This window comes from Streptomyces sp. NPDC060027, assembly GCF_042737005.1.
In the GTDB taxonomy this organism is placed as follows: Bacteria; Actinomycetota; Actinomycetes; order Streptomycetales; family Streptomycetaceae; genus Streptomyces.
In genome coordinates this window covers 1-22,468 of the sequence record NZ_JBHWVI010000146.1, presented here as the reverse complement: position 1 = coordinate 22,468, position 22,468 = coordinate 1, and the positions used below count along the sequence as shown (strand labels likewise).

At 72.8% G+C, this 22,468-nt stretch carries 19 protein-coding genes and 1 pseudogene; 12 read left to right on the top strand and 8 right to left on the bottom strand.

Annotated features, from left to right (window positions below; genetic code table 11):
• The first annotated feature begins 205 nt into the window (after positions 1–205).
• The 3 genes from pelF to ACFWBT_RS29340 all read left to right on the top strand — a co-directional run bounded on the left by pelF (position 206) and on the right by ACFWBT_RS29340 (position 4,150).
• Entirely contained in the window at positions 206–1,729 is a 1,524-nt protein-coding gene (gene pelF, locus ACFWBT_RS29350; RefSeq protein WP_385705764.1) for a GT4 family glycosyltransferase PelF, read from the top strand.
• A complete protein-coding gene (locus tag ACFWBT_RS29345) occupies positions 1,726–3,360 on the top strand; it encodes a hypothetical protein (RefSeq protein ID WP_385705762.1) in 1,635 nt (544 codons plus the stop codon). The genes pelF and ACFWBT_RS29345 overlap by 4 nt, the downstream gene beginning before the upstream one ends.
• A 97-nt stretch (positions 3,361–3,457) precedes the next feature.
• Complete coding sequence (locus tag ACFWBT_RS29340) at positions 3,458–4,150, top strand: spherulation-specific family 4 protein (protein ID WP_385705760.1); 693 nt, start codon at positions 3,458–3,460, stop codon at positions 4,148–4,150.
• A 46-nt stretch (positions 4,151–4,196) separates the two neighbouring features.
• On the opposite strand, the gene ACFWBT_RS29335 is transcribed toward ACFWBT_RS29340, so the two are convergent.
• On the bottom strand, positions 4,197–4,781 hold the full coding sequence (locus ACFWBT_RS29335) for a hypothetical protein (protein ID WP_385705758.1): 585 nt from the start codon (positions 4,779–4,781) through the stop codon (positions 4,197–4,199).
• Positions 4,782–4,931: 150 nt separating this feature from the next.
• Complete coding sequence (locus ACFWBT_RS29330; RefSeq protein ID WP_385705757.1) at positions 4,932–5,726, bottom strand: adenosylcobinamide-GDP ribazoletransferase; 795 nt, start codon at positions 5,724–5,726, stop codon at positions 4,932–4,934.
• A gap of 60 nt (positions 5,727–5,786) precedes the next feature.
• On the opposite strand from ACFWBT_RS29330, the gene ACFWBT_RS29325 reads away from it, so the two are divergent.
• Complete coding sequence (locus ACFWBT_RS29325; RefSeq protein ID WP_385705755.1) at positions 5,787–6,554, top strand: hypothetical protein; 768 nt, start codon at positions 5,787–5,789, stop codon at positions 6,552–6,554.
• Here ACFWBT_RS29325 and ACFWBT_RS29320 read toward each other — a convergent pair.
• From ACFWBT_RS29320 to cobT, 3 genes and pseudogenes are all read right to left on the bottom strand, one after another.
• Positions 6,491–7,192: a hypothetical protein gene (locus tag ACFWBT_RS29320; protein ID WP_385705753.1), complete on the bottom strand. Its 702-nt coding sequence runs from the start codon at positions 7,190–7,192 to the stop codon at positions 6,491–6,493. The genes ACFWBT_RS29325 and ACFWBT_RS29320 overlap by 64 nt on opposite strands.
• A gap of 43 nt (positions 7,193–7,235) precedes the next feature.
• Entirely contained in the window at positions 7,236–9,032 is a 1,797-nt protein-coding gene (locus ACFWBT_RS29315; protein WP_385705751.1) for a phosphatidylglycerol lysyltransferase domain-containing protein, read from the bottom strand.
• A 728-nt stretch (positions 9,033–9,760) separates the two neighbouring features.
• Positions 9,761–10,805: pseudogene (gene cobT / locus ACFWBT_RS29310) on the bottom strand (nicotinate-nucleotide--dimethylbenzimidazole phosphoribosyltransferase); the annotation flags it as partial.
• Between the two features lie 121 nt (positions 10,806–10,926).
• Between cobT and ACFWBT_RS29305 the strand changes: the two are divergent.
• Positions 10,927–11,994: a class I SAM-dependent methyltransferase gene (locus ACFWBT_RS29305; protein WP_385705750.1), complete on the top strand. Its 1,068-nt coding sequence runs from the start codon at positions 10,927–10,929 to the stop codon at positions 11,992–11,994.
• An 83-nt stretch (positions 11,995–12,077) separates the two neighbouring features.
• Here ACFWBT_RS29305 and ACFWBT_RS29300 read toward each other — a convergent pair whose 3' ends face one another.
• Positions 12,078–13,277: a bifunctional adenosylcobinamide kinase/adenosylcobinamide-phosphate guanylyltransferase gene (locus tag ACFWBT_RS29300; RefSeq protein WP_385705748.1), complete on the bottom strand. Its 1,200-nt coding sequence runs from the start codon at positions 13,275–13,277 to the stop codon at positions 12,078–12,080.
• Positions 13,278–13,390: 113 nt separating this feature from the next.
• Here ACFWBT_RS29300 and ACFWBT_RS29295 point away from each other — a divergent pair, with 113 nt between their 5' ends.
• Positions 13,391–13,603, top strand: coding sequence for a hypothetical protein (locus ACFWBT_RS29295; RefSeq protein WP_261706966.1), 213 nt, complete (start codon positions 13,391–13,393; stop codon positions 13,601–13,603).
• A gap of 437 nt (positions 13,604–14,040) precedes the next feature.
• Here the strand turns inward: ACFWBT_RS29295 and ACFWBT_RS29290 are convergent, their stop codons facing one another.
• Positions 14,041–14,700, bottom strand: a complete 660-nt coding sequence (locus tag ACFWBT_RS29290; protein WP_385705768.1) for a class I SAM-dependent methyltransferase — start codon at positions 14,698–14,700, stop codon at positions 14,041–14,043.
• Between ACFWBT_RS29290 and ACFWBT_RS29285 the strand changes: the two genes are divergently transcribed.
• Positions 14,623–14,817: a hypothetical protein gene (locus ACFWBT_RS29285; RefSeq protein WP_385705770.1), complete on the top strand. Its 195-nt coding sequence runs from the start codon at positions 14,623–14,625 to the stop codon at positions 14,815–14,817. The genes ACFWBT_RS29290 and ACFWBT_RS29285 overlap by 78 nt on opposite strands.
• Before the next feature lie 8 nt (positions 14,818–14,825).
• On the opposite strand, the gene ACFWBT_RS29280 is transcribed toward ACFWBT_RS29285, so the two are convergent.
• Entirely contained in the window at positions 14,826–15,452 is a 627-nt protein-coding gene (locus ACFWBT_RS29280) for a DUF3043 domain-containing protein (protein ID WP_385705746.1), read from the bottom strand.
• Positions 15,453–15,698: 246 nt separating this feature from the next.
• On the opposite strand from ACFWBT_RS29280, the gene ACFWBT_RS29275 reads away from it, so the two are divergent.
• From ACFWBT_RS29275 to ACFWBT_RS29255, 5 genes are all read left to right on the top strand, one after another.
• Entirely contained in the window at positions 15,699–16,493 is a 795-nt protein-coding gene (locus tag ACFWBT_RS29275; protein ID WP_385705766.1) for a PspA/IM30 family protein, read from the top strand.
• A gap of 30 nt (positions 16,494–16,523) precedes the next feature.
• The gene (locus tag ACFWBT_RS29270) at positions 16,524–16,802 is read left to right on the top strand and encodes a hypothetical protein (RefSeq protein WP_385705744.1); all 279 of its coding nucleotides are present in this window, start codon (positions 16,524–16,526) and stop codon (positions 16,800–16,802) included.
• 468 nt (positions 16,803–17,270) lie between these two features.
• Positions 17,271–18,491, top strand: a complete 1,221-nt coding sequence (locus ACFWBT_RS29265) for a sensor histidine kinase (protein ID WP_385705742.1) — start codon at positions 17,271–17,273, stop codon at positions 18,489–18,491.
• Complete coding sequence (locus ACFWBT_RS29260) at positions 18,488–19,168, top strand: response regulator (protein WP_385705740.1); 681 nt, start codon at positions 18,488–18,490, stop codon at positions 19,166–19,168. The genes ACFWBT_RS29265 and ACFWBT_RS29260 overlap by 4 nt, the downstream gene beginning before the upstream one ends.
• A 156-nt stretch (positions 19,169–19,324) precedes the next feature.
• Positions 19,325–22,450 (top strand): efflux RND transporter permease subunit, encoded by a 3,126-nt coding sequence (locus ACFWBT_RS29255; RefSeq protein ID WP_385705739.1) that lies wholly within the window; start codon positions 19,325–19,327, stop codon positions 22,448–22,450.
• Positions 22,451–22,468: the final 18 nt, after the last annotated feature.

The following is a 22,468-nucleotide window of genomic DNA, read 5'->3' as shown; positions in this document are numbered from 1 at the left end:
TGGTACGGCGTTCGGGGGGCCCGCCCATTGAGGGCCCCACGCGGGCGCCCATCCAGTCCCAACTAACGCTCACCCTGCCCGCTTAGGCCCGGCCCCGCCGGGGCGCGCCGCCCCCCCGGGCCCGCCCGGCGGGGGGCCGCGTCCGAGGCGTGCACCGGGGGCCGGGGGGCTCTCCGGAACAAACAGTCCCAGGGGGGAACCACGCATGATGCGCACCGGCCGTCATGTCACCATGCTCACCGAAGGCACCTATCCGCATGTCCACGGCGGGGTCAGCACCTGGTGCGACCAGCTGGTCAAGGGCATGCCGGAGGTCGATTTCCACATCGTCTCGCTCACCGGCAGCGGCCGCGAACCCGTGGCCTGGGAACTGTCGCCCAACATCTACCGGCACACCTCCGTGCCGACCTGGGGGCCACGGCCCGGCCGCGCGCGGCCGCCGCTGGGCCGCGCCCTGCGCCGCTTCACCGAGACCTACGAGCGCTTCCTGTTCGCCTTCCTCGACCCGGACACGCCCGAGGACTTCGGCGACGCCCTGTACGAACTGGCCGAACTCGCCCGTGCCGGACGCCTGTCGGCCGCCCTGCGCAGCGAGGCGGCGCTGCGCTCGCTGATGTGGATCTGGACGATGCCGCATCTGCCGACGGCCGCCGCCCGGCCCACCGTGCACGACGCGCTCACGGCGACGGACCTGCTCGAACACGCGCTGCGCCCACTCGGCGTCCGTATCCCCGAGGACTCCGTCGCCCACGCGGTCAGCAGCGGACTCGCCACGCTGCCCGCCCTCGTCGCGCACCACCTGGACGGGGTCCCGTTCCTGCTCACCGAGCACGGCATCTATCTGCGCGAGCGCTACCTCGGCTACCGCGCACTCCAGCAGCGCTGGCCCGTCAAGGCGTTCATGCTCGGCTTCTACCGCGAGCTGAACTCCCTCGGCTACCGCGCCGCCGACCTCATCACCCCCTGCAACCAGTACAACCGCCGCTGGGAAGAGCGCGGCGGCGCCGACGGCGACCGGATCCGCACGGTCTACAACGGCGTCGACCCGCACGCCTTCCCGCACGCCGGACCCGAACCCGCCGTGCCCACCCTCACCTGGTGCGGCCGTGTCGACCCCATCAAGGACCTGGAGACACTCCTGCGCGCCTACGCCATGGTGCGCGCCGAACTGCCCGACACCCGGCTCCGGTTGTTCGGTCCCGTGCCGCCCGGCGGAGAGGCGTACCGGACCCGCCTGGAGAAACTCGCCGCCGAACTGGGCATCACCGACGGGCTGACCTTCGAGGGCCGCATCACCGAGGTGTGGCGCGCCTACGCGGCCGGTCACATCGTCATGCTGTCCTCGATCTCCGAGGGCTTCCCTTTCTCGATCATCGAGGCGATGTCCTGCGGCCGAACGACGGTCTCCACGGACGTGGGCGGGGTCCGTGAGGCGGTCGGTGACACCGGCATCGTCGTCCCGCCGCGCGAGCCGGAGAAGATGGCCGCTGCCGCGCTCACCCTGCTGCGTGACGACGAACGGCGGCTGGACCTCGGCGAGTTGTCCCGCCAGCGGGTCATCGACCGGTTCACGCTGCGCCGTTCCGTCGACGCCTTCAGGACGGTGTACCAGGAACTGGCGGGCCGGCCCGAGGTGTACGAGCCCGCCGTGGAGACCGTCGACGACTGGACCGTCGAACTGCGCGACCCCTGGTACCAGGCCGTCGCCACGGACGGGACCGGCTGGTGAGCGGCTCCCTGCACACGCCGCCCGGGACCCACCGGGACACGCGTGCCCGGGTGCCGAGCCAACGCCGCTCGACGAGCTGGGTGCACCCCGACCCGATCGACGAACTCGCCGAGAGCCTCAGGGGGTTCGTCTCCGCGGCCGTCCACCCCGACGAGGTGGCCGCGCTGCTCGAATCCGACGGTCTCTCGGACGACCAGATACGCGAACGGTACGGCGTCAAGAACTCCTTCGCCCTCGCGGAGGAGTTGTTCGAGCGGGTCGACCGGGCCTACCCCGAACCGGAGGGCCCGGCCCACGACCCGTGGCGGATCGGGCTCCTCGGCTGTCTCCTGCGGGGCATCGTCTTCGCCCTCCCCGGTCTCGGCTATGTCCTCGCGGCACCGCTTCTCGCGGGGCCCGAGGGCGCGTTCGGGCTTCCGGCCGGCACCGTTCCGATGCTCGCCGGGGCGCTGTGCGGCTGGACCTGGAACCAGGGGCTCGCGCACCGCGCGTACACCTGGATGGGACTCGGCGACCGCACGGCCGCCCGCCGCGCGCTGCTCGTCGGGACGCCGGTCGGCGTCCTGCTCGGCTCCCTGGTGGCCTTCGCGGCTGCCGGTACGGCCGGCGGGGGCGCCGTCGCCTTCGCCGCCGGGCAGTCCGGCTATCTGGGCGCGGCCACCGTCCTGCTCGTGATGGGCCGGGAACGCACGCTGCTCGCCGCCCTGACGCCCATGACGGCGGGCGCGATCGTCACCGTGTTCCAGCCGGTCCCGGACCTGGCGCGCGTGGCACTGCTGCTGGGCTCGCTGGCGGCGGTCGCCCTGCTCGGCCTGCTCGAAGTGGCACCCGCCGTCCGGGAGTCGGGGGAGGGGAGCTGGAGCGCGGGGCTTCTCGCGCTGCTGCCGTACGGGAACCGGCCGGGCGGCACGGAGCCGTCCGGTAGGGCCGGTGAACCGCGGGCGGCCTCCACGGGCCGGCCGACCGCCAAGGATCCCGAGGCCGACCCGGCCCGCATCGAGGGCGTCGCCGCGCGGCTGCGCGCCCGCAGGTCCGCCCCGCGCCGGAACGCCGGCACCGTCCCGTACGCCCTCTTCGGGCTCGGCAGCGGTGTCCTCGTGTTGTACGCGGCGCTCGGGGACGTCCTGACGGGAGCCCGCACGGCGGTCGCCGCACCCGCCGCGGTCGCGCTGACGCTCAGCATGGGGCCCGCCGAGTGGCTGCTGTTCCGGTTCCGCAGCGGGAGCCTGGCCGGGCAGCGTTCCAGCACCTCCGCGAGGCGCTTCCGGCGCGCCACCGCCGGCGCCCTCGTCCGCTGCCTCGCCGGTTACCTCGCCGCGCTGCTCGTGCTCGGCCTCGGCACCTCCGCGCTGTGGCCGCACGCGCCCGCGCCCGCGACCGCGGACGGGGTCCGGCTCGCCGGACTGCTCCTGCTGGGTGTGGTCATGTGGACCGGGTTGCTGCTCCAGTCCTTCGGCGCCGTCACCGGCACGGCCGCGATCGTCTGTGCCGCCGCGCTCGCCCAGACAGCGGCCCTCGCGACGCACACGGGCGACTCGCACTGGGTGGGCCTGATCGTGTACGGCACGGCGGCCGGCGCCCAGACCGCGCTCGTCTGCGCCCTGCTGGGAAAGGCGACGGCCCACCGATGAACCCGCCGGCCACCGGTACGCGGACGAGAGCCCGCCCAGGAGCCCGCCGATGAGCCCGCCCAGGAGTCCGTCCATGAACCAGCCCATGAGACCGCCCATGAGTCCTTCCCTGAGCGAGCCCGGTGGCACTCCGGGCTCGCCGCCCTCGAAGGCCCTTCTCGTCCCGTACTACGAACACCCTTCCGTCCGCCCGGCCGAATGGGACGCGCTCGTCGCCGCCGCGCCCCGGCTGCACGGCGTCGTGCTGAACCCCGCCAGCGGACCCGGCGACCGTCTCGACCCGGCGTTCGCGGCGGTCGCCGGGCGGTTGCGCGCGGCGGACGTCCGGGTGCTCGGCTACGTCGACACGGACTACGGGCGCAGACCGCTCGCGGACGTCGTACGCGATCTCACCCGGCATCGCGACTGGTACGGCACCGACGGCACGTTCCTCGACCAGGTCGCCGCCGCGGAAAGCGAGTTCGGGTACTACCGGCGGCTGGCGGCGGCGGCCCGGGGACTCGGCGGCGGCCTCGTCCTCAACCACGGCACGGCACCGCACCCCTCGTACGCCCGGATCGCCGACGTGCTCGTCACCTTCGAGGGCACCTGGACCAGCTACCGCAGGAGACCCCCGCCGCCGTGGACCGGTGCCGGGGCGAGCCTCTGCCATCTCGTCCACGGGGTACCGGCCCACGCCGACGCGGCGTCGCTGGCACGGGAGCGGGGGGCCGCGCTGTACTGCGCGGTCCCCGGCGTGGGGGACCACCCCTGGGGCACGCTGCCGCACGCCCTGGCGCCCATCCCGTGAAACGCCCCGCGTCCCGGGTCCCGCCACCCGGAGCCGGGTCCGACGCTCAAGGAGTGGTGACCGGGGGCGGGGTGCGGGGCATGCCGAGCCCGAGGCCCGTCACCGCGGTTCCCGACACCCGGTCCGCCAGCGAGCGGCGGCTCGGGGCGAGCACGGGCAGCGCGTTCAGGAAGAAGATCACGACGGCGACGGTCCACACCAGCACCGAGAGCACGAACTCGCCTTCCACCAACAGGATGCAGGCCACCGCGTACACGGCGACGTCGGCCGTCGTGGTCACCGCGGCCCGCAGCGCCGCACGGCGCGGAGCGGACGGTGTGACCTTCAGGCCGAACAGGGCCTTGCCGACGGTCCGTCCGGTGAGGGCGAGCGCCGACCACTGGTAGAGGAAGGTCGCGGCCACCAGCAGCCCGAAGGCCTGCTCCACGTCCCGGACCGCCCTGCGCCAGACCGAGAGCCCGAAACCCTCGGAGGCGCCGACGACATCGCCGCGCGAGGTGAGGAGGTCCCAGCCACCGCGCGTCGCGAGATCCGGCACGTCCGTCACGAGCGCGGAGACGCGGTGGAAGGTGAGCACGGCGAGCGCGGACGCCGCCGCGAGCACCAGCGCGAAGTCGATGAGCCACGCCATGAGGCGCCGAGATTTCGGCAGTGGCGGCACGTTCGGCACAGACGTCCCCCGATCACGATCCGTTGTCCGTTCGGCCGCTCAGATTAGTGGGGGCGCCGGCCCGCGGCGGCGTTCGCCGGTGATCGTTCCAGGCCGGTGACAGAACGGTGATCAGCCCAGCGAGAGAACCACGAGCGCGGTCGTCGCCGCCGTCTCCGCGAGGCCCCCGAAGACGTCGCCGGTGATCCCGCCGAAGCGGCGGGTGCAGTGCCGCAGCAGCAGTTCGGCGGCCACGCAGGAGGCGCCCGCGGCCACCGCGGCGCGCACCAGGTCGTACGACCCGACGAGCGCGCCGCCACCCGCCGCCGCTCCGGTCACGGCCACCGCCACCAGCAGCGCGGCGCGGGGCGGAACGGTTCCCGCGACCGCCGCGCCCAGGCCCTCGGGCCGGGCCGCGGGCACCCCGGTGCGGGCGGCGAGCGTGAGGGCGAGGCGGGCCACGGTGGCCGAGACGACGGCCGCGAGGGCGCCCCGGGCCCATGAGGAGTCGTACGCCTGGGCGAGTGCGGCCACCTGGGCGAGCAGGACGAACAACAGGGTGATCACGCCGAACGGGCCGATGTCCGACTGCTTCATGATCCGCAGCGCGTCCTCGGCGGGCTTGCCGCTGCCCAGCCCGTCCGCGGTGTCGGCGAGGCCGTCGAGGTGCAGGCCGCGGGTGAGCGCGGCCGGTACGGCGGCGGTGGCCACGGCCGCGAGCAGCGGGCCGGCGCCCATGGCCAGCAGTGCCAAGCCCACCAGGGCGGCGCCCGCCCCGACCACGACCCCGGCCAGGGGGGCGCACAGCATGCCGCCGCGCGCCGCGTCGCGGTCCCAGCGGGTCACCTTCACCGGGAGCGCGGTGAGGGTGCCGAAGGCGAAACGGAGGCTGTCGGGGAGAGAGGCCCCGGAGGCGGTCTTGGACATCGGCGCAGGCTACCCGGACGCCCGGAGGGCGGATACAGCGGCGATGGATAAAGTTCGCATATGGGTCATTGGTTGCAGCGGAACATCGTCGAACCCGGGAAACTCCCCCTGTTGCTGGCGCTGGCCTCGTTCGTCCTGACCTTCGTGGTCACCCGTTCCATCGTGCGGCTCATCCGCGCCGGCAAAGGGCCCTTCGGCAACGTCAAGGCCGGTGATCTGCACATCCACCACGTGGTGCCCGGCGTCGTGCTCACGGTGATCGGCGGCTTCGGCGCGGTCGCCAGCAGCCGGTACGGGTTCTGGCCGTGCGTGTGCGCCGTGGTGTTCGGCATCGGAGCGGGCCTCGTGCTCGACGAGTTCGCGCTGATCCTGCACCTCGACGACGTCTACTGGACCGAGGCCGGGCGCAAGAGCGTCGAGGTCGTGGTGGTCACGGCCTCCCTGGTCGGGCTGATGCTCAGCGGCTTCTCGCCGCTCGGCGTCAACGACACCACCGACCAGGAGTTGCAGGACCGCGCCGGCGTGATCGTGACCATCGCCCTGAACTTCCTCCTCGCGCTCATCGCCCTGAGCAAGGGGAAGGCGCGCACGGCCATCTTCGGGGTGATCATTCCCTTCATCGCCCTGATCGGCTCGATCCGGCTGGCCAAGCCCGGTTCGCCGTGGGCCAAGCGCTTCTACCGGCGCCGACCGCGCGCCCGCGCCCGGTCCAGACTGCGCTTCTACCGGCACGACCGCCGCTGGGCGGGCCCCAGCCGCAAGGTTCAGGACTGGATCGGCGGCAAACCCGACCCCGAGCCCGCCCGTTCCCTGCCCGAACGGCCGTGACGCGCCGCGGAGACGCAGCACATCACCAGGACCGCCGCGATGGCCGCCAGGTGCTCCTTGCCCGCCAGGTTGTCCTTGAGGAGCACCTCGACCACCATGGCCCCGATCACCACCCCCGCCGTCACATACGCCCGGTAGCGCCAGCCGAGGAACACGGCGAGGCCCACCACGGCCGCCGACGGGCCGGTGTCGACGACCTGGGCGTCCGCCCCGGGCAGACCCAGCGGATGGTGCGGGCCGAGCGCGATGCCGACGCGGGCGTAGAGCGTCCCGGCCAGCGTGGCGACGTACGCGACGACGAGCGTGCGCCACCAGCCCAGACAGATCTCGGCGATCCCGAAGACGAGGAGGATCTGCGCGAGCGCGCCCCACACGGGCAGATCCAGCGCCGGTACGAACAGGGAGAGCGGAGTGCGGAGCAGGGCGAGCCGCAGCGGGTCCTCGGCCCGGACGGAGCCGGTGTTCTGCACCAGCTGGTAGCCCCAGGACTGGTTCTGGACGAACTGGAGAACCGCCGTCAGACACACCGCGCAGAGGGTCATCGGAACCGCCCGCCACCGCCTCGCCACCAGGGCCCGGCGCACGGTGACGTACAGCGGACCCCACTCGGCGCGGGCCCAGTCGGCGAGCCTGCTCATCCGGTGGCCCCCACGGCCCGTCGCGCGCCGGCCCCCGGCGGTCTCATCTGTGCGATTCCAGGTGCTTGCGGTGCAGCCACTTCGGCAGGCCCGGCGCCTCCAGGAAACCCTCGGCGCGCGCGGACGCGACACCGATGCGCAACAGGTCGGCGCTCTTCTCGAAGAGCAGGAACCGCGGCTCCCAGATGGGCCGGTACTTGGCGTTGGCCCGGTACAGCGACTCGATCTGCCACCAGCGCGAGAAGAAGCTGAGCAGCGAGCGCCACAGCCGCAGCACCGGTCCCGCGCCGAGCCGTGCACCGCGTTCGAAGACCGAACGGAACATGGCGAAGTTCAGCGAGACCTGGGTGATCCCGATCTCCTGGGCGCGCCGCAGGAGTTCGATCACCATGAACTCCATCAGCCCGTTCTCCGCGTCGCGGTCGCGCCGCATCAGGTCCAGCGAGAGCCCGTGCGGCCCCCACGGCACGAAGGACAGCACCGCCCTCAACTCGCCCTCGGCATCGGTGCATTCGAGCATCACGCAGCGCCCGTCCTCGGGATCTCCGAGCCGGCCGAGCGCCATGCTGAAGCCGCGCTCGGTCGCGCCGTCGCGCCAGTCGTCCGCACGCCTGAGCAGATACGCCAGCTCGGCGGCCGGGATGTCCTCGTGCCGTCGGATGCGCACCCGGTACCCGGCCCGCCTGACCCGGTTGTAGGCCTGCCGGACGGTACGCATGGCCCGTCCTTCGAGGGTGAACTCGGCCGTCTCCACGAGGGCTTCGTCACCGAGTTCGAGGGCGTCGAGACCGTGCCGGGAGTAGATGGTGCCCGCCTCCTCGCTCGCGCCCATCACCGCCGGGATCCAGCCGTGCTCCCGGGCCTCGGCGAGCCAGGGCTCGATGGCGCCGGGCCATGCCTCCGGGTCGCCGATGGGGTCGCCGCTCGCCAGGGACACCCCGCCCACCACGCGGTACGCCACCGCCGCCTTGCCGGTGGGCGACCAGACCACGCTCTTCTCCCGGCGCAGCGCGAAATAGCCCAGCGAGTCCCGGTCGCCGTTGCGGTCGAGCAGCGCGCGCAGCCGCTTCTCGTCGTCCTCGGTGAGCGGGTCGACGGCGCGCCGGGAGCGGAAGGCCGCGTAGAGGACGGCGAGCACCAGCAGGGTGCTGAGCACGTTGATGCCGACGACGACCCAGTTGGGCGTCGAGATCCCGGGGTAGTGGGAGTCGTCGGCGGCGACCGAGACGAGCCGCAGGGTGCCGTAGCGCCAGCGGTCCAGGAAGGTCGAACGGTGGGCGTCGTGCGCTTCGTTGGTGACCGTGACCAGCAGCGTGGCGAGCAGGGAGGTGACCAGCAGCCCGCCGACCGCGACGGCCGCGGCGAGCGTGGGGTTCGACCGGTCGCCCTTGGCGTAGAACTCCCGGCGGCCGACGGCGAGGGCGCCCACGAAGGCCGCGGTCAGCACGAGGGACACCCAGTTCTGCGCGTACTGGCGGATCTCCGGGAACGCCATCGCGACGGCGAACAGCAGCAGGAACATGCCGCTCAGCACGGAGTTGAGGATCCACGCGGCCCGCTTGCGCCGCCGCATCGTGATGGCCAGGAACATCGTGAACACACCGGAGGCGAATCCGGCGGTCAGCAGGTACGGGGTGAAGTAGTTCTCGGTGTTGTGCCGTCGTACGTCCTGTCCGAGCGACACCCACACGGCGCTCAGAAAGTTGATGAACGTGACCGCGCGCAGATACCAGACGGCGAAGGCGGCGGACCGCCGCGAGGCGGCCGTGGACCGCCGGTCCCCGTCGTTCCGGCGGACCGACGCCCGTTCCTGGTCAACGGCAATTCGGGCATCTCCCATAAAGCGCGATGATATGGGGCATTGTGCCCCACGCGGGGGAGGGCCGGTACGGGTGGTGCCCCGCCGGGCGGCGGGTTCCGCTCCCGCCGATGCCCCGGGGGCGCCCGGCCGCCGGGGCACCGGACCTCATGGCCCGGACCGGTGGCCGTGCGGCACCTCGCCCCGGCCCGGTGGCGGAGAGCAGGTGTCGGACCAGGGTGTGCCCTCGAAGCCGAGGCTGCCGGTTTCGGCCGGCGTGCCGTCCCGGCTGGGACTTGGGGAGTTGGCGTCGGGCCCGGGTGTGCCCTCGGGGCGGGGGCGGCCGGCCCCGGTCGGTGAACGTCCCGGCCGGGGCTGGTGAGTCGGCATCGCGCGTGGGTGCGCCCGGGGGCGGGGCGGGCAGCCCGGTCGGCGCCGGGTTCGGGCGTGGCCTCGGAGGCCGGTCGGCTACGCGTCCCGCCCGGGGGCCGGGGAGTCGGTGTCGGGCTTGGGCGCGGTCTGAACGCCGGGGGCGGACTCGGCGTCAGCCTCCGGCCGGGAGCCGGTCCCGGTCCTGGTCCCGGACTCGGCGTCAGCCTCCGGCAGGGAGCCGGGTCCGGTGTCGGTCCCAGAGCCGGGCCCGGTGTCGGAGTCGGGCCCGGTGTCGGAGTCGGTCCCGGAGTCGGAGTCGGAAACGGGGTCGGAGTCGGAAACGGGGTCGGGCTCGGAGTTTTGCTTGGGGTCTGCCTCCGGGGCCGTCTCCGCCTCCGGAGAGGGGGCCGGAAGGTCCGCCGCGAGGCTCGCCGCGGCCTGGACCAGCGGCAGCGCCAGCAGGGCGCCCGCCCCCTCGCCCACCGTCACTCCGTGGTCGAGCAGCGGTTCGAGGGCCATCCGGTCCAGCGCCTTGGCCTGCGCGGGCTCCCCGCTGCTCTGCCCGGCCAGCCACCAGTCCGGCGCGCGGAAGGCGACCCGCTGTCCGACCAGCGCGCACGCGGCCGACACGACTCCGTCGAGAATCACCGGCATCTTGCGCACCGCGCTCTGGAGGAGGAACCCGGTCATCGCCGCCAGGTCGGCCCCGCCCACCGTCGCGAGCAGCTGCAGCTGATCCCCGAGCACGGGCCGCGCCCGCCGCAGGGAGTCGCGCACCGCGGCGCACTTGCGCATCCACGCGAGGTCGTCGATGGTCTGCCCGCCCCGCCCGGTGACGACGGACGCGTCGGTCCCGCACAGCGCCGCGACCAGGACGGCCGCCGCCGTGGTCCCGCCCACGCTGATGTCGCCGAGCACCACCAGATCCGTACCGGAGTCCGCCTCCTCGTCCGCGATGGCGACCCCGGCGCGGAACGCGGCCTCCGCCTCCTCCAGAGTCATCGCGTCCTCGACGTCGATCCGGCCCGAACCGCGCCGGATCCGATGCCGCACGACCTCGTCGGGCAGCTCCTCGGGATCGGCCTCCAGCGCCACGTCGATCACGCGCACCGGTACGCCGAGCCGGCGGGCCAGCACCGACGCCGGGCTCGCGCCCTCCAGGACCGCCCGCACCAGCCGGCCCGCGCTGCCCGCGGGGCGCGCCGACACGCCGAGGGCGGCGATCCCGTGGTCGCCCGCGAACAGCACGACCCGCGGGTGCTCGATCGGCCGCACCGGCACCGCGGACTGCGCCGCCGCCAGCCATTCACCCAGGTCGTCGAGGCGGCCCAGTGCCCCGGGCGGCACGATCCGGCTCTCCCGGTGCGCCTCGGCGTCTCGGCGTACGCCTCCGTCGGGACGCTCGATCAGATCGGTGAAGTCGTCGAGATTAAGCGAGCTCATTCGCCGAACAGTACCGGCACCGATCGAACACGTCCGCGCCACGTCGATGCACTCCGTATCACCTTCGGATACGTACCGTTTGTGTCGGATTGTCATACGGCTCGTCCCGACAGGAGCGCCCATGCCCCCCACCACGCGGCCGATCGCCGAACGCCGTGCCGCCTACGCGGCCGAACTCGCCCAGGGCACCGGCCGGTTCCACGAACCGCGCCGCGCCGACTGCCCCTGGTGCGGCTCGAAGAGCCTGCGCACCCGGCTGCGTACGCCGGACCTGCGGCAGCGCAAGCCGGGGACGTTCGTCGTCGACGAGTGCGGGGACTGCTCCCACGCCTTCCAGAACCCCCGGCTCACCGCGGAGGGGGTGGCCTTCTACCACCGGGACGTCCGTGAGGACGGCCACGAGAGCCTCGCCGAGCGGCTGCTCGGCGCCGGCGGCGGAACCGGACGCCACCTCGCGGCGGCCCGCGCCATGCTGCCCTTCCCGGAGCCGGAGAGCTGGCTCGACATCGGGACCGGACACGGGCACTTCCCGGCGGCGGCCAAGGAGGTCCACCCGTACACGTCCTTCGACGGGCTCGACCCGACGCGGCGCGTCGAGAGGGCACGGGCGGCGGGACGGGTGGAGGAGGCGCACATCGGGCGGCTCACCGACCCGCGGATCGCCGAGCGGCTGCGCGCCCGCTACGACGTCGTGAGCATGTTCCACCATCTGGAGCACACACCGGATCCGCGTGAGGAACTGCGCGCCGCGCTGGCGGTGTTGCGCCCCGGCGGGCACATCCTCGTCGAAGTCCCCGACCCCGAGTGCGCGTTCGGCACGCTGCTCGGCAAGTGGTGGGTCGCGTACGGCCAGCCGCGCCATCTGCACCTCATGCCGCTGCCCAATCTGCTCGGCGAACTCGAATCCCTCGGCTGCGAGGTCGTCGCGACGGACCGCCGGGAACCGCACATCCCCCACGACCTCTCCGGCGCCCTCGCCCTGGCCCTCGGGCGCGCCCTCCCCGGCCTCGACGCCCCCTGGCGCCCGGCACCCCCGACCCCCCTCCAGCACACCGTGCGGCAGGCCCTGACCCGGGCGTCCGTTCCGCTCCTCGCCTCGACCGCGGCGCTGGACCGTCTGATGGCCCCCGTGCTCCGCCGCACCCGTTTCTCGAACGCGTACCGCATCGTCGCCCGCAGGCAGACCTGAGAGCGCCCGCCCGCAGCGAACGGGGGGCGAGCGCCCGGCGGAAGCGAAGAACGCGCGTCCGCCGGCACGGAGTTCGGCCGCGGTCAGCCCCGCAGCTTCAACGCCTGTCCCGCCACCACCAGCAGCACGTGCTCGCACTCCCCGGCGAACCCCGCGTTCAGCCGCCCGAGTTCGTCGCGGTAGCGGCGTCCGGAGGCCGTGGCGGGGACGATGCCGGAGCCGACCTCGTTCGATACCGCGACGACCGTGCGGCGGGTGTTCCGGACCGCGGCGACGAGCTCCTCCACGCGGGCGCGCAGGGCGCGTTCGCCGCCGCCGGACCACTCGGCGTCGTCCCAGGCGTTCACCGAGTCCATGGCGTCCGTCAGCCACAGCGAGAGGCAGTCGACGAGCAGCGGCGGGCCGTTCTCCGCGAGGAGGGGGACCAGGTCGCAGGTCTCGACGGTGCGCCAGGAGCCGGGCCGCCGCTCACGGTGGGCGCTGACCCGCGACGCCCATTCGCAGTCCCCGTTGCGCGAACCTCCGGTGGCGACGTAGAGGACGTCGGGGAACGCCTCCAGGCGTCGTTCCGCCTCCACCGACTTGCCCGAACGCGCTCCGCCGAGCACCAGCGTCCTGCGCGGCACATCGGGCACGTCCTCGTAGACGCCCACGTCGAGCGTCGACCCGTCGGGCACGGCACGCGCGCCCGCCGCGGCGAGCCGCCGCCGCAGTTCGGGACCCGGGGGCACGTCGTGGTCGAGGTGCACCGCGATCACGTCCGTCGTCGGGCCGACCGCGCCGACCGCGCGCAGCTTCGCCAGGGCGTCCGGCCGCCCCACCACGTCGAGGAGCACCATGTGGTAGGCGTCGCCGTTCTTGTCCAGACCGGCCGGCGCCGCTCCCGGCGGCAGGTACAGCAGCCGCTGCCCGTCCGGTCCGGTCACCGCGTACCCCGTGCCCGGCGCGTCCATCGGCACCGCCCGCACCCGATGTCCCGTCATCAGCGCCAACTCCCGTCCGTCGGGCACCCGGCCGGGCTGCGGCAGCCCGGCCGGCACCTCCACGGCGGGTCCGTCGTGCGGATGCGAGAGCAGTACCTGCCGTACGCCGCCCAGCGAGTGTCCGGCGCGGGCGGCAGCGAACGCGGCGCCGGGGGTGAGGTCGAGCAGCAGTGTGCCGTCCACGAGCAGCGCGGTGGCGGCCCGCGCCCTCTCGCCGAGCGCGGTCGCGCAGGCAGCGCAGGGACAGTCGGGGCGGGGCAGGCCCGCGGGGGCACCGGTGCCGAGCAGAGTCAGTTCCACGCCGTCGATTTTTGCGTGTCCCCGCAGGTCTTGCGCGTCCGGCTAGGCTTCGGACGGGAGCCGGATCTTGTCCGGCCCCCGCTGTGCAGTGTGCTCACACCTTGGAGGCGTACATGGCGGCATGGACGTGGCGGTTCGAGAAGTCCGACGGGACAGAGGTCCAACCCGCGGTGCAGCCCGAGGAGTTCACCACCCAGGGCGACGCCGAGTCCTGGATCGGCGAGGTGTGGAAGGACCTTCTGGCGGGCGGCGCGGACCAGGTGTTCCTCTTCGAGGACAGCACGCAGATCTACGGTCCGATGAGCCTGCACGCCGAGCCGGAGTAGGCCGGTCGGGGTTGCCGGGGGCACACCCCGGCAACCCGTCACCGCCCGCAGCACCCCTCGTACGACCGGCATCGCAGGCTTCCCCGCCGCACGATCCCGCCGCCCCGGCCGACTCCTCGTTGCCCACAGGCCGGAACGGTCAACCGTCCAGCTCCACCAGCAAGGGCCGCTCGTCCGACCCGGCCAGGCATGGACGCTCGTCCGACCTGGCCAAGAAGGGCCGCTCGTCCGGCGCCCCGAGATGCACGGTCGTCCGGCTCCGCCGGGAAGGGCCGGTCGTCCGGCGCCGCGAGGAAGCGTGTTCGTCCGGGGCTGCCCAGCAGGAACGTCCGGCTTCGCCGGGAAGGATGCCCCGACGGCCTCCGGGGCGTCCGGCCCCGCTCGGGGGCGGAGTCCCGTCTCCCCGAAGGGGTCGTCCGACCCCGCCCCGAGGGGGGTCAGCCCCGCACGCCGCACAGGTGCAGCAGCGCCGCCACCTGGCGGTACGGATCCGTCCGCCCGGCCCGCTCCTCCGCGGCCAGCAGCGTCTCCGCGTCCGGCGGAAGCGACGTGCCGTCGGCGGCCGTGTCCGTGAAGACCCGCACGCCGTACCAGGCGTGCAGCGGAGCCCCGATCCCGGCGAGCGTGCCGGTCAGCGTGGCGAGCCGGTCGGCGCGGACGTCGAGGCCGAGCCGGTTCGTGTACGCGGTCGTGTCGAACGAGGCCAGCGCCGTCGCCCAGTCCCCGCCGAGCCCCGGCCGCATGGCCAGCGCGTCCGCGTTGCGCACCAGCAGCGAGAGCAGCCCGCCGGGGGCCAGCATCCGGGCCATGCCCGCCAGCAGCGCGTCCGGATCCTCGACGTACATCAGGACGCCGTGGCACAGCACCACGTCGAAACTGCCCGGCAGGAAGTGGACGCCGGTCTCGCGCCCGTCGCCCTCGATGAGGCGCACCCTGCCGCGGATGCCCTCCGGCTCGGCGGCCAGGGCCTCCCGGGCCACGGCCAGCATCGTGGCGTCCTGCTCGAGCCCGGTCACCTGATGGCCGGCCCGGGCCAGCCGCAGGGCCTGCGTGCCCTGCCCCATCCCGACATCGAGGACCCGCAGCCGCTGACCCACCGGATACCGCCCGGCTATCTGCTCGTCGAGCTGCCGGGCCACCAGTTCCTGTCGTACGACATCACGCAGCCCGCCCAGCTTGTTCAGCCAGGCATCCGCCGCGCCCCCGGAGAATGACGTCGTGCTCAGGGCCGCTCTCCGCGCTTGACCTGCGGCTTCGGCAGCCGGAGTCGACGCATCTGGAGGGTGCGCATCAGCGCGTAGGGGACCGCGCCCTTCTTGGGCAGGTCGGGGAAGCGCGTGTTGAGCTGCTTCTTCAGGCGGATCGCGATGCCGATCGAGTCGACCACGATCATCACGATGACGACCAGCCACAGCAGCAGCGCGATGTTCTGGAGCGAGCCGACCCGCACCATGCTCAGGACGAGGATGACCACGGCCATCGGCAGGAAGAACTCGGCGATGCAGAATCGCGAGTCGACGAAGTCACGCGCGAACCGGCGCACCGGGCCCTTGTCGCGGACGGGCAGATAGCGCTCGTCGCCACTGGCCAGCGCCTGGCGCTGCTTCTCCATCTGGACACGGCGGTCGTCGCGCTGCCGCTTGGCCGCCTCCTTGCGCGTCGTCGGCGTCTGGGCGACGCTGCGACGCTGGGTCTGGGCCTCACTGCGCTTGGGCGTGGGGCGGCCCTTGGGGGCCTGCGGATCACGGGTCATTTTGGAGTCGGACACCGGCGCCTTGTCGGCGGGGGCCTTCTCTTCCTTCGCACGGCTACGGAACACAAAACCCAAGGGTACGGGGTCCGCGGGCATGGACGTCGTTCGAGTGGGGAACGATCCGGCAACGCCGTGCGTCTGTAGTGGGACAGAGGGGACGTCCTTCCCGGGTGGACCCCGGGTGTCACCTACTCCCTACGCCGGAGTGGTGGAGAACGCAGTCGTCCTTGGGGATGAGCGCATCCGTCCCCGAACAGTGCGGTAATGGATGCAGGGCCCGTACTGTGGGTCCTGTTGCAGTACCTGGAGCTGGAGTCCGTCAGAAGGGGGCGCGCGAAGCCCATGAGCGGTGTCATGAAGCGTATGGGGATGATCTTCCGCGCGAAGGCGAACAAGGCCCTTGACCGGGCCGAGGACCCGCGCGAGACCCTCGATTACTCGTACCAGAAGCAGCTGGAGCTGCTCCAGAAGGTCCGGCGCGGTGTCGCCGACGTGGCGACCAGCCGCAAGCGCCTCGAACTGCAGCTGAACCAGCTCCAGAACCAGTCCTCCAAGCTGGAGGACCAGGGCCGCAAGGCGCTCGCGCTCGGTCGTGAGGACCTGGCCCGTGAGGCGCTGTCGCGCCGCGCCGCGCTCCAGCAGCAGGTCACCGACCTGGAGACGCAGCACCGGACCCTGCAGGGTGAGGAGGAGAAGCTCACCCTCGCGGCCCAGCGCCTCCAGGCCAAGGTCGACGCCTTCCGCACCAAGAAGGAGACGATCAAGGCGACGTACACGGCGGCCCAGGCACAGACCCGGATCGGGGAGGCCTTCTCCGGCATCTCCGAGGAGATGGGCGATGTGGGGCTTGCCATCCAGCGTGCCGAGGACAAGACCGCGCAGCTCCAGGCGCGGGCCGGCGCGATCGACGAGCTGCTCGCCTCCGGAGCGCTCGACGACCAGTCCGGGCTGGCCAAGGACGACATCCAGAGCGAGCTGGACCGGCTCTCCGGTGGTACGGATGTAGAGCTGGAGCTGCAGCGCATGAAGGCGGAGCTGGCCGGCGGCTCCTCGTCACAGCAGGCGATCGAGGGCGGCACGGGCCAGTCCCAGTCGTCGTCGCAGCCCCAGGACACTCCGCGCTTCGACAAGCAGTGACCGACAGGGCCCACGCCTGAGGAGGGCGACATGATCGTACGGATCATGGGGGAGGGGCAGGTGAGGCTGGACGACGGCCACCTCACCGAACTGAACAAGCTGGACGACGAGCTGCTCTCCGAGATGGAGCGCGGCGACGAGTCCGGCTTCCGTCGCACCCTGGGAGCCCTGCTGGACGCGGTGCGTGGCGCCGGGAGTCCGCTCCCCGACGACTCGCTGGAGCCGTCGGAGCTCATCCTCCCCTCTCCGGAGGCCACGCTCGAAGAGGTCCAGGAGATGCTCACCGGCGACGGCCTGATCCCCGGCTGAGCACCACCTCTCCGACCGACCTCGACCGCTCCCCCTCTCCGCCCCCGCGTGCCCCGGCGACTCGGGGAGGAGTCGGCGGGCGGCCCTGCCGACGAGGGACCCCCGGGAGGGGTGGCGAGCGCCCAGCCCGACCGACACCCCGAGCCGGCACCCACCGGCCGGCCCGCCGAGCCCGACACCACAAGACCCGTCCCCGTCCCGGTACGGCCCCTCGTCGTGCCTGACAACTTCCGGCCCAGAGCCCGGCAAGGGCAGCGACCGCGACATGACATGGCCGCCCGGCGTCCGGCTCTCCCCCGGCGAGAGCGGACCGTACCGTCCGCCGGCCCGCCGGGCCCCGGTTCGCAGCCCGGCGAGGCGCGTCCGATCCTGGCGCTCGGCGACGTCGGTCCCGACTGAACCCGGTCCGGCGAGAGGGCGTCGTACCGTCCGGTTCCCGGCCCGGCAGGGACCCGTACCGTTGAGCGGGTGAGCACCCTGGAGCGCACGAGGGACTGGCTGCGGGCCCACCCCCTCGCCCTGGACGCCGCCCTCGCCGCGGGCGTCCTCGTCTGCATGATGGCCGGCTCCTTCGTCGACCCGCACGGCGCCGACGGCACGACCTGGGGCGCCCGCACCCCGGACGCCCTCAGCCTCGCCCTGATGGTTCTCGGCGCCGCCGCCCTGGTCTTCCGCCGCCGCGCCCCGATGAAGATCCTCGCGGCGACCGTCGCCGTCACCCTGGTCGAGCTGGTGACCGGCGATCCCCGGGCCCCGTTGGCGATGTGCGCCGTCGTCGCCCTCTACACCGTGGCCTCGGCCACCGACCGCCCCACCACCTGGCGCGTCGGCCTGGCCACCATGACCGTGCTGACGGCGGTCGCGATGCTCGCCGGGCCGCTGCCCTGGTACGCCCAGGAGAACCTCGGCGTCTTCGCCTGGACCGGCATGGCCGCCGCGGCGGGCGACGCCGTCCGCAGTCGGCGCGCCTTCGTGCACGCGATCAAGGAGCGCGCCGAACGAGCCGAGCGCACCCGAGAGGAGGAGGCGCGCCGCCGTGTAGCCGAGGAGCGGCTGCGGATCGCCCGCGATCTGCACGACGTCGTCGCCCACCACATCGCCCTCGTCAACGTTCAGGCCGGAGTCGCCTCCCACGTGATGGACAAGCGTCCCGACCAGGCGAAGGAGGCGCTCGCCCACGTACGGGAGGCCAGCCGGTCCGCGCTGAACGAACTGCGCGCCACCGTGGGGCTGCTGCGCCAGTCCGGCGACCCCGAGGCCCCGACCGAGCCGGCCCCCGGGCTGGCCCGGCTCGACGAGCTGGCCGACACCTTCCGCAACGCGGGGCTCCCGGTGGAGGTGGCCCGCTCCGACCACGGCACCGCGCTGCCCGCGGCCGTCGACCTCGCCGCGTACCGCGTGATCCAGGAAGCCCTCACCAATGTGCAGAAGCACACCGGCGCCGGGGCGAAGGCCGAGGTCAGCGTGGTCCGGGTCGGGCCGAACGTGGAAGTGACCGTCCTCGACAACGGGCCCGGACAGGACACGGCCCCGCAGGAGGGCGGCGGGCACGGACTGCTCGGCATGCGCGAGCGGGTCACCGCGATCGGCGGGAGCTGCACGGCGGGTCCCCGATACGGAGGCGGCTTCCGCGTCCATGCGATCCTTCCGGTCAAGCACCGCGCGCCTGCCCTGGGGGACCCCGTATGACGATCCGTGTCGTGCTCGCCGACGACCAGGCATTGCTGCGCAGCGCGTTCCGTGTGCTGGTCGACTCGGAGCCGGACATGGAGGTCGTGGGGGAGGCGTCCGACGGCGCGGAGGCGCTGGCCGTGACCCGGGACGAGCGGGCCGACGTGGTGCTGATGGACATCCGGATGCCCGGGACCGACGGCCTCACCGCCACCCGGCTGATCACCGCCGACCCGGGCCTCGCGCACGTACGGGTCGTGATGCTGACGACCTTCGAGGTCGACGAGTACGTGGTGCAGTCGCTGCGGGCCGGCGCGTCCGGGTTCCTCGGCAAGGGCGCCGAGCCCGAGGAACTGCTGAACGCCATCCGGATCGCCGCCGGCGGCGAGGCGCTGCTGTCCCCGGCGGCGACCAAGGGTCTGATCGCCAAGTTCCTCGCGCAGGGCGACGGTGCCGACGGGCGCGGTCCCATCGGCTCCGACCGGCTCGACGCGCTCACCGGCCGCGAGCGCGAGGTACTCGTCCAGGTCGCCGGAGGCCACTCCAACGACGAGATCGCCGAGCGCCTCGAAGTGAGCCCGCTCACCGTGAAGACGCATGTCAACCGGGCCATGGCCAAGCTCGGCGCCCGGGACCGGGCCCAACTGGTGGTCATCGCGTACGAGTCCGGCCTGGTACGTCCGAGGGTGGACTGACGGTTGGCTGCGCGTACTGCGCCTGGAGTAGGTTCCCGGTAAGGAAATGGACCCAGGGGCTACGGATCGTCGCCCGTTCATGGCCCAAGGTGTGACGTGGGGCGTTCCCCAGTCCACCGCCTTCCGCTCGAACCACAGAAGAGAGACCCACCACCCATGTCCTGGCTGTCCAGATTCAGCCTCGCGCAGCGGGCCCTCATCGGGCTGATGTCGATCATCGCGCTCGCTTTCGGGGCGATAGCGATCCCCCAGCTCAAGCAGCAGTTGCTGCCCACCATCGAACTGCCCATGGTGTCCGTGCTCGCGCCGTACCAGGGTGCGTCTCCGGATGTGGTCGAGAAGCAGGTCGTCGAGCCCCTCGAGGACAACCTCGAAGCCGTCGACGGCATCACCGGTGTCACCTCCACCGCCAGCGAGGGCAACGCCGTGATCATGGCGTCCTTCGACTACGGCAACGACACCAAGCAGCTCGTCGCCGACGTCCAGCAGGCCGTCAACCGGGCGCGCGCCCAGCTCCCGGACGACGTCGACCCGCAGGTCATCGCCGGTTCGACGGACGACATGCCGACCGTCGTCCTCGCCGTCACCTCCGGCAAGGACCAGCAGGCCCTGGCCGACCAGCTCGACCGCACGGTCGTCCCCGCCCTCGACGGCATCGACGGCGTCGGAAGGGTCGCGGTCACCGGTGTGCGGGACCTCCAGGTCACCGTCACGCCGGACGAGAAGAAGGTGGCGAAGGCCGGCCTCACCACGGCCGCCCTCGGCCAGGCCCTCCAGGCGGGCGGGGCGACCGTCCCGGCCGGTTCCTTCGACGAGCTCGGCAGCAACCAGACCGTGCGGGTCGGCGGCGGCTTCACCTCGCTGGGGCAGATCCAGGACCTCATGGTCGCGGGGCAGCCCGGCAAGAAGCCGGTGCGCCTCGGCAGCGTCGCCACCGTGAAGCAGGAGCAGGCCAAGGCCGACTCCATCACGCGGACCGACGGCAGCCCGAGCCTCGCCGTGATGGTGACCATGGACCACGACGGCAGCGCCGTCGCCATCTCCGACGCGGTCAAGGACAAGCTGCCCGGCCTGCGGGCGGACCTGGGCGCGGGGGCGAAGATCACCGTCGTCAGCGACCAGGGCCCGGCGGTCTCGAAGTCCATCCACGGCCTGACCACCGAGGGCGCCCTCGGTCTGCTCTTCGCGGTCCTGGTCATCCTGGTCTTCCTGGCGTCGGTCCGCTCGACGCTGGTCACCGCCGTGTCCATCCCGCTGTCCGTGGTGCTGGCCCTGGTCGTGCTGTGGACCCGGGACCTGTCGCTCAACATGCTGACGCTGGGCGCGCTCACCATCGCGATCGGCCGGGTCGTCGACGACTCGATCGTCGTCCTGGAGAACATCAAGCGGCACCTCGGGTACGGCGAGGAGCGCGAGGAGGCGATCATCACGGCGGTCCGCGAGGTGGCCGGCGCGGTCACCTCCTCGACCCTCACCACGGTCGCCGTCTTCCTGCCGATCGGTCTGACCGGCGGCATGGTCGGCGAGCTGTTCGGCTCCTTCAGCCTGACGGTCACGGCGGCGCTCCTCGCCTCCCTGCTCGTCTCGCTGACGGTCGTCCCGGTGCTCTCGTACTGGTTCCTGCGTGCCCCCAAGGGCACCTCCGCGGACGCGGAGGAGGCCCGGCGCCAGGCCGAGGAGAAGGAGGAGCGCAGCCGTCTGCAGCGCTTCTACGTCCCCGTCCTGCGCTTCGCGACCCGTCGCCGGCTGACCAGTGTGCTGATCGCGGCCGCGGTGCTCGTCGGCACGTTCGGTATGGCGCCCCTGCTGAAGACGAACTTCTTCGACCAGGGCGAGCAGGAAGTCCTCACCGTCAAGCAGGAGTTGAAGCCGGGCGCCAGCCTGGCGGCGACCGACGAGCAGGCGCGGAAGGTCGAGAAGCTCCTCGGCGGCGTCAAGGGCGTCAAGGACTACCAGGTCACCATCGGGTCCTCCGGCTTCATGGCGGCCTTCGGCGGCGGTACGGACACCAACCAGGCGTCGTACCAGGTCATGCTGGAGGACTCGGCGTCCTACAAGGACGTCCAGGACCGCATCGAGACGGGCCTCGGCAAGCTCTCCGGGCTCGGCACCACCACGGTCGCGGCCGGTGACGGTTTCGGCAGCCAGGACCTCAGCGTCGTCGTGAAGGCGGCCGACAAGGACGTGCTGCGCAAGGCGGCCGACCAGGTCCGCGACGAGGTCGCGAAGCTCGACCACGTCACGGACGTCACGAGCGACCTGTCCCAGAGCGTGCCGCGCATCTCGGTCGAGGCCAACTCCAAGGCGGCCGCGGCCGGTTACAACGACGCCACGCTCGGCGCGGCCGTCACCCAGGCGGTACGCGGCACGACCAGCGGCAAGGCGATCCTCGACGACACCGAGCGGGACATCGTCATCAAGTCCGCCGAGCCGGCCAGCACGCTGGCGGAACTGCGCGGGCTGCGGCTCGGCGCGGTGAAGCTCGGTGACATCGCGAAGGTGGAGGTCGTCGACGGGCCGGTCTCTATGACCCGGATCGACGGCCAGCGGGCCGCCACGATCACGGCCAAGCCGACCGGTGACAACACCGGCGCGGTCAGCGCGGACCTCACGGCGAAGCTGAAGAAGCTGAAGCTGCCGGCCGGCGCCACGGCATCGATCGGTGGTGTCTCGCAGGACCAGGACGACGCGTTCGCGTCGCTCGGCCTCGCGATGCTGGCGGCGATCGCGATCGTCTTCATGCTGCTGGTGGCGACCTTCCGCTCGCTGGTCCAGCCGCTGATCCTGCTCGTGTCGATCCCGTTCGCGGCGACCGGCGCGATCGGTCTGCTCATCGTGACGGGCACCCCGATGGGTGTCCCCGCGATGATCGGCATGCTGATGCTCATCGGCATCGTGGTGACGAACGCGATCGTGCTGATCGACCTCATCAACCAGTACCGCGCGCAGGGTCACGGCGTGGTCGAGGCCGTGATCGAGGGCGGCCGTCACCGGCTCCGCCCGATCCTGATGACGGCACTGGCGACGATCTTCGCCCTGCTGCCGATGGCGCTGGGCGTGACCGGCGAGGGCGGCTTCATCGCGCAGCCGCTCGCGGTGGTCGTGATCGGTGGCCTCATCACGTCGACACTGCTGACGCTGCTGCTCGTTCCGACGCTCTACGCGATGATCGAGCTCCGCAAGGAGCGCCGGGCGAAGAAGAGGGCGGCGAAGCGGGAGGCGAAGGTCGGCGGGAGCGCCGTCGGCCAGGAGGACAAGTCCCCGGAGCCGGCCGGAGTCTGACCCGGTTCCAGGAAGGGG

What these genes read in the sequence shown, in the direction of transcription:
- ACFWBT_RS29295 (WP_261706966.1), top strand. Translation starts at nt 13,391, where the DNA reads ATGGCGGCATGGACGTGGCGGTTCGAGAAGTCCGACGGGACAGAGGTC.
- ACFWBT_RS29340 (WP_385705760.1), top strand. Translation starts at nt 3,458, where the DNA reads ATGAGTCCTTCCCTGAGCGAGCCCGGTGGCACTCCGGGCTCGCCGCCC.
- ACFWBT_RS29320 (WP_385705753.1), bottom strand. Translation starts at nt 7,192, where the DNA reads ATGAGCAGGCTCGCCGACTGGGCCCGCGCCGAGTGGGGTCCGCTGTAC.
- ACFWBT_RS29275 (WP_385705766.1), top strand. Translation starts at nt 15,699, where the DNA reads ATGAGCGGTGTCATGAAGCGTATGGGGATGATCTTCCGCGCGAAGGCG.
- ACFWBT_RS29260 (WP_385705740.1), top strand. Translation starts at nt 18,488, where the DNA reads ATGACGATCCGTGTCGTGCTCGCCGACGACCAGGCATTGCTGCGCAGC.
- ACFWBT_RS29315 (WP_385705751.1), bottom strand. Translation starts at nt 9,032, where the DNA reads ATGGGAGATGCCCGAATTGCCGTTGACCAGGAACGGGCGTCGGTCCGC.
- ACFWBT_RS29305 (WP_385705750.1), top strand. Translation starts at nt 10,927, where the DNA reads ATGCCCCCCACCACGCGGCCGATCGCCGAACGCCGTGCCGCCTACGCG.
- ACFWBT_RS29325 (WP_385705755.1), top strand. Translation starts at nt 5,787, where the DNA reads ATGGGTCATTGGTTGCAGCGGAACATCGTCGAACCCGGGAAACTCCCC.
- pelF (WP_385705764.1), top strand. Translation starts at nt 206, where the DNA reads ATGATGCGCACCGGCCGTCATGTCACCATGCTCACCGAAGGCACCTAT.
- ACFWBT_RS29255 (WP_385705739.1), top strand. Translation starts at nt 19,325, where the DNA reads ATGTCCTGGCTGTCCAGATTCAGCCTCGCGCAGCGGGCCCTCATCGGG.
- ACFWBT_RS29280 (WP_385705746.1), bottom strand. Translation starts at nt 15,452, where the DNA reads ATGCCCGCGGACCCCGTACCCTTGGGTTTTGTGTTCCGTAGCCGTGCG.
- ACFWBT_RS29270 (WP_385705744.1), top strand. Translation starts at nt 16,524, where the DNA reads ATGATCGTACGGATCATGGGGGAGGGGCAGGTGAGGCTGGACGACGGC.
- ACFWBT_RS29335 (WP_385705758.1), bottom strand. Translation starts at nt 4,781, where the DNA reads ATGGCGTGGCTCATCGACTTCGCGCTGGTGCTCGCGGCGGCGTCCGCG.
- ACFWBT_RS29330 (WP_385705757.1), bottom strand. Translation starts at nt 5,726, where the DNA reads ATGTCCAAGACCGCCTCCGGGGCCTCTCTCCCCGACAGCCTCCGTTTC.
- ACFWBT_RS29285 (WP_385705770.1), top strand. Translation starts at nt 14,623, where the DNA reads ATGGCCGGCCCGGGCCAGCCGCAGGGCCTGCGTGCCCTGCCCCATCCC.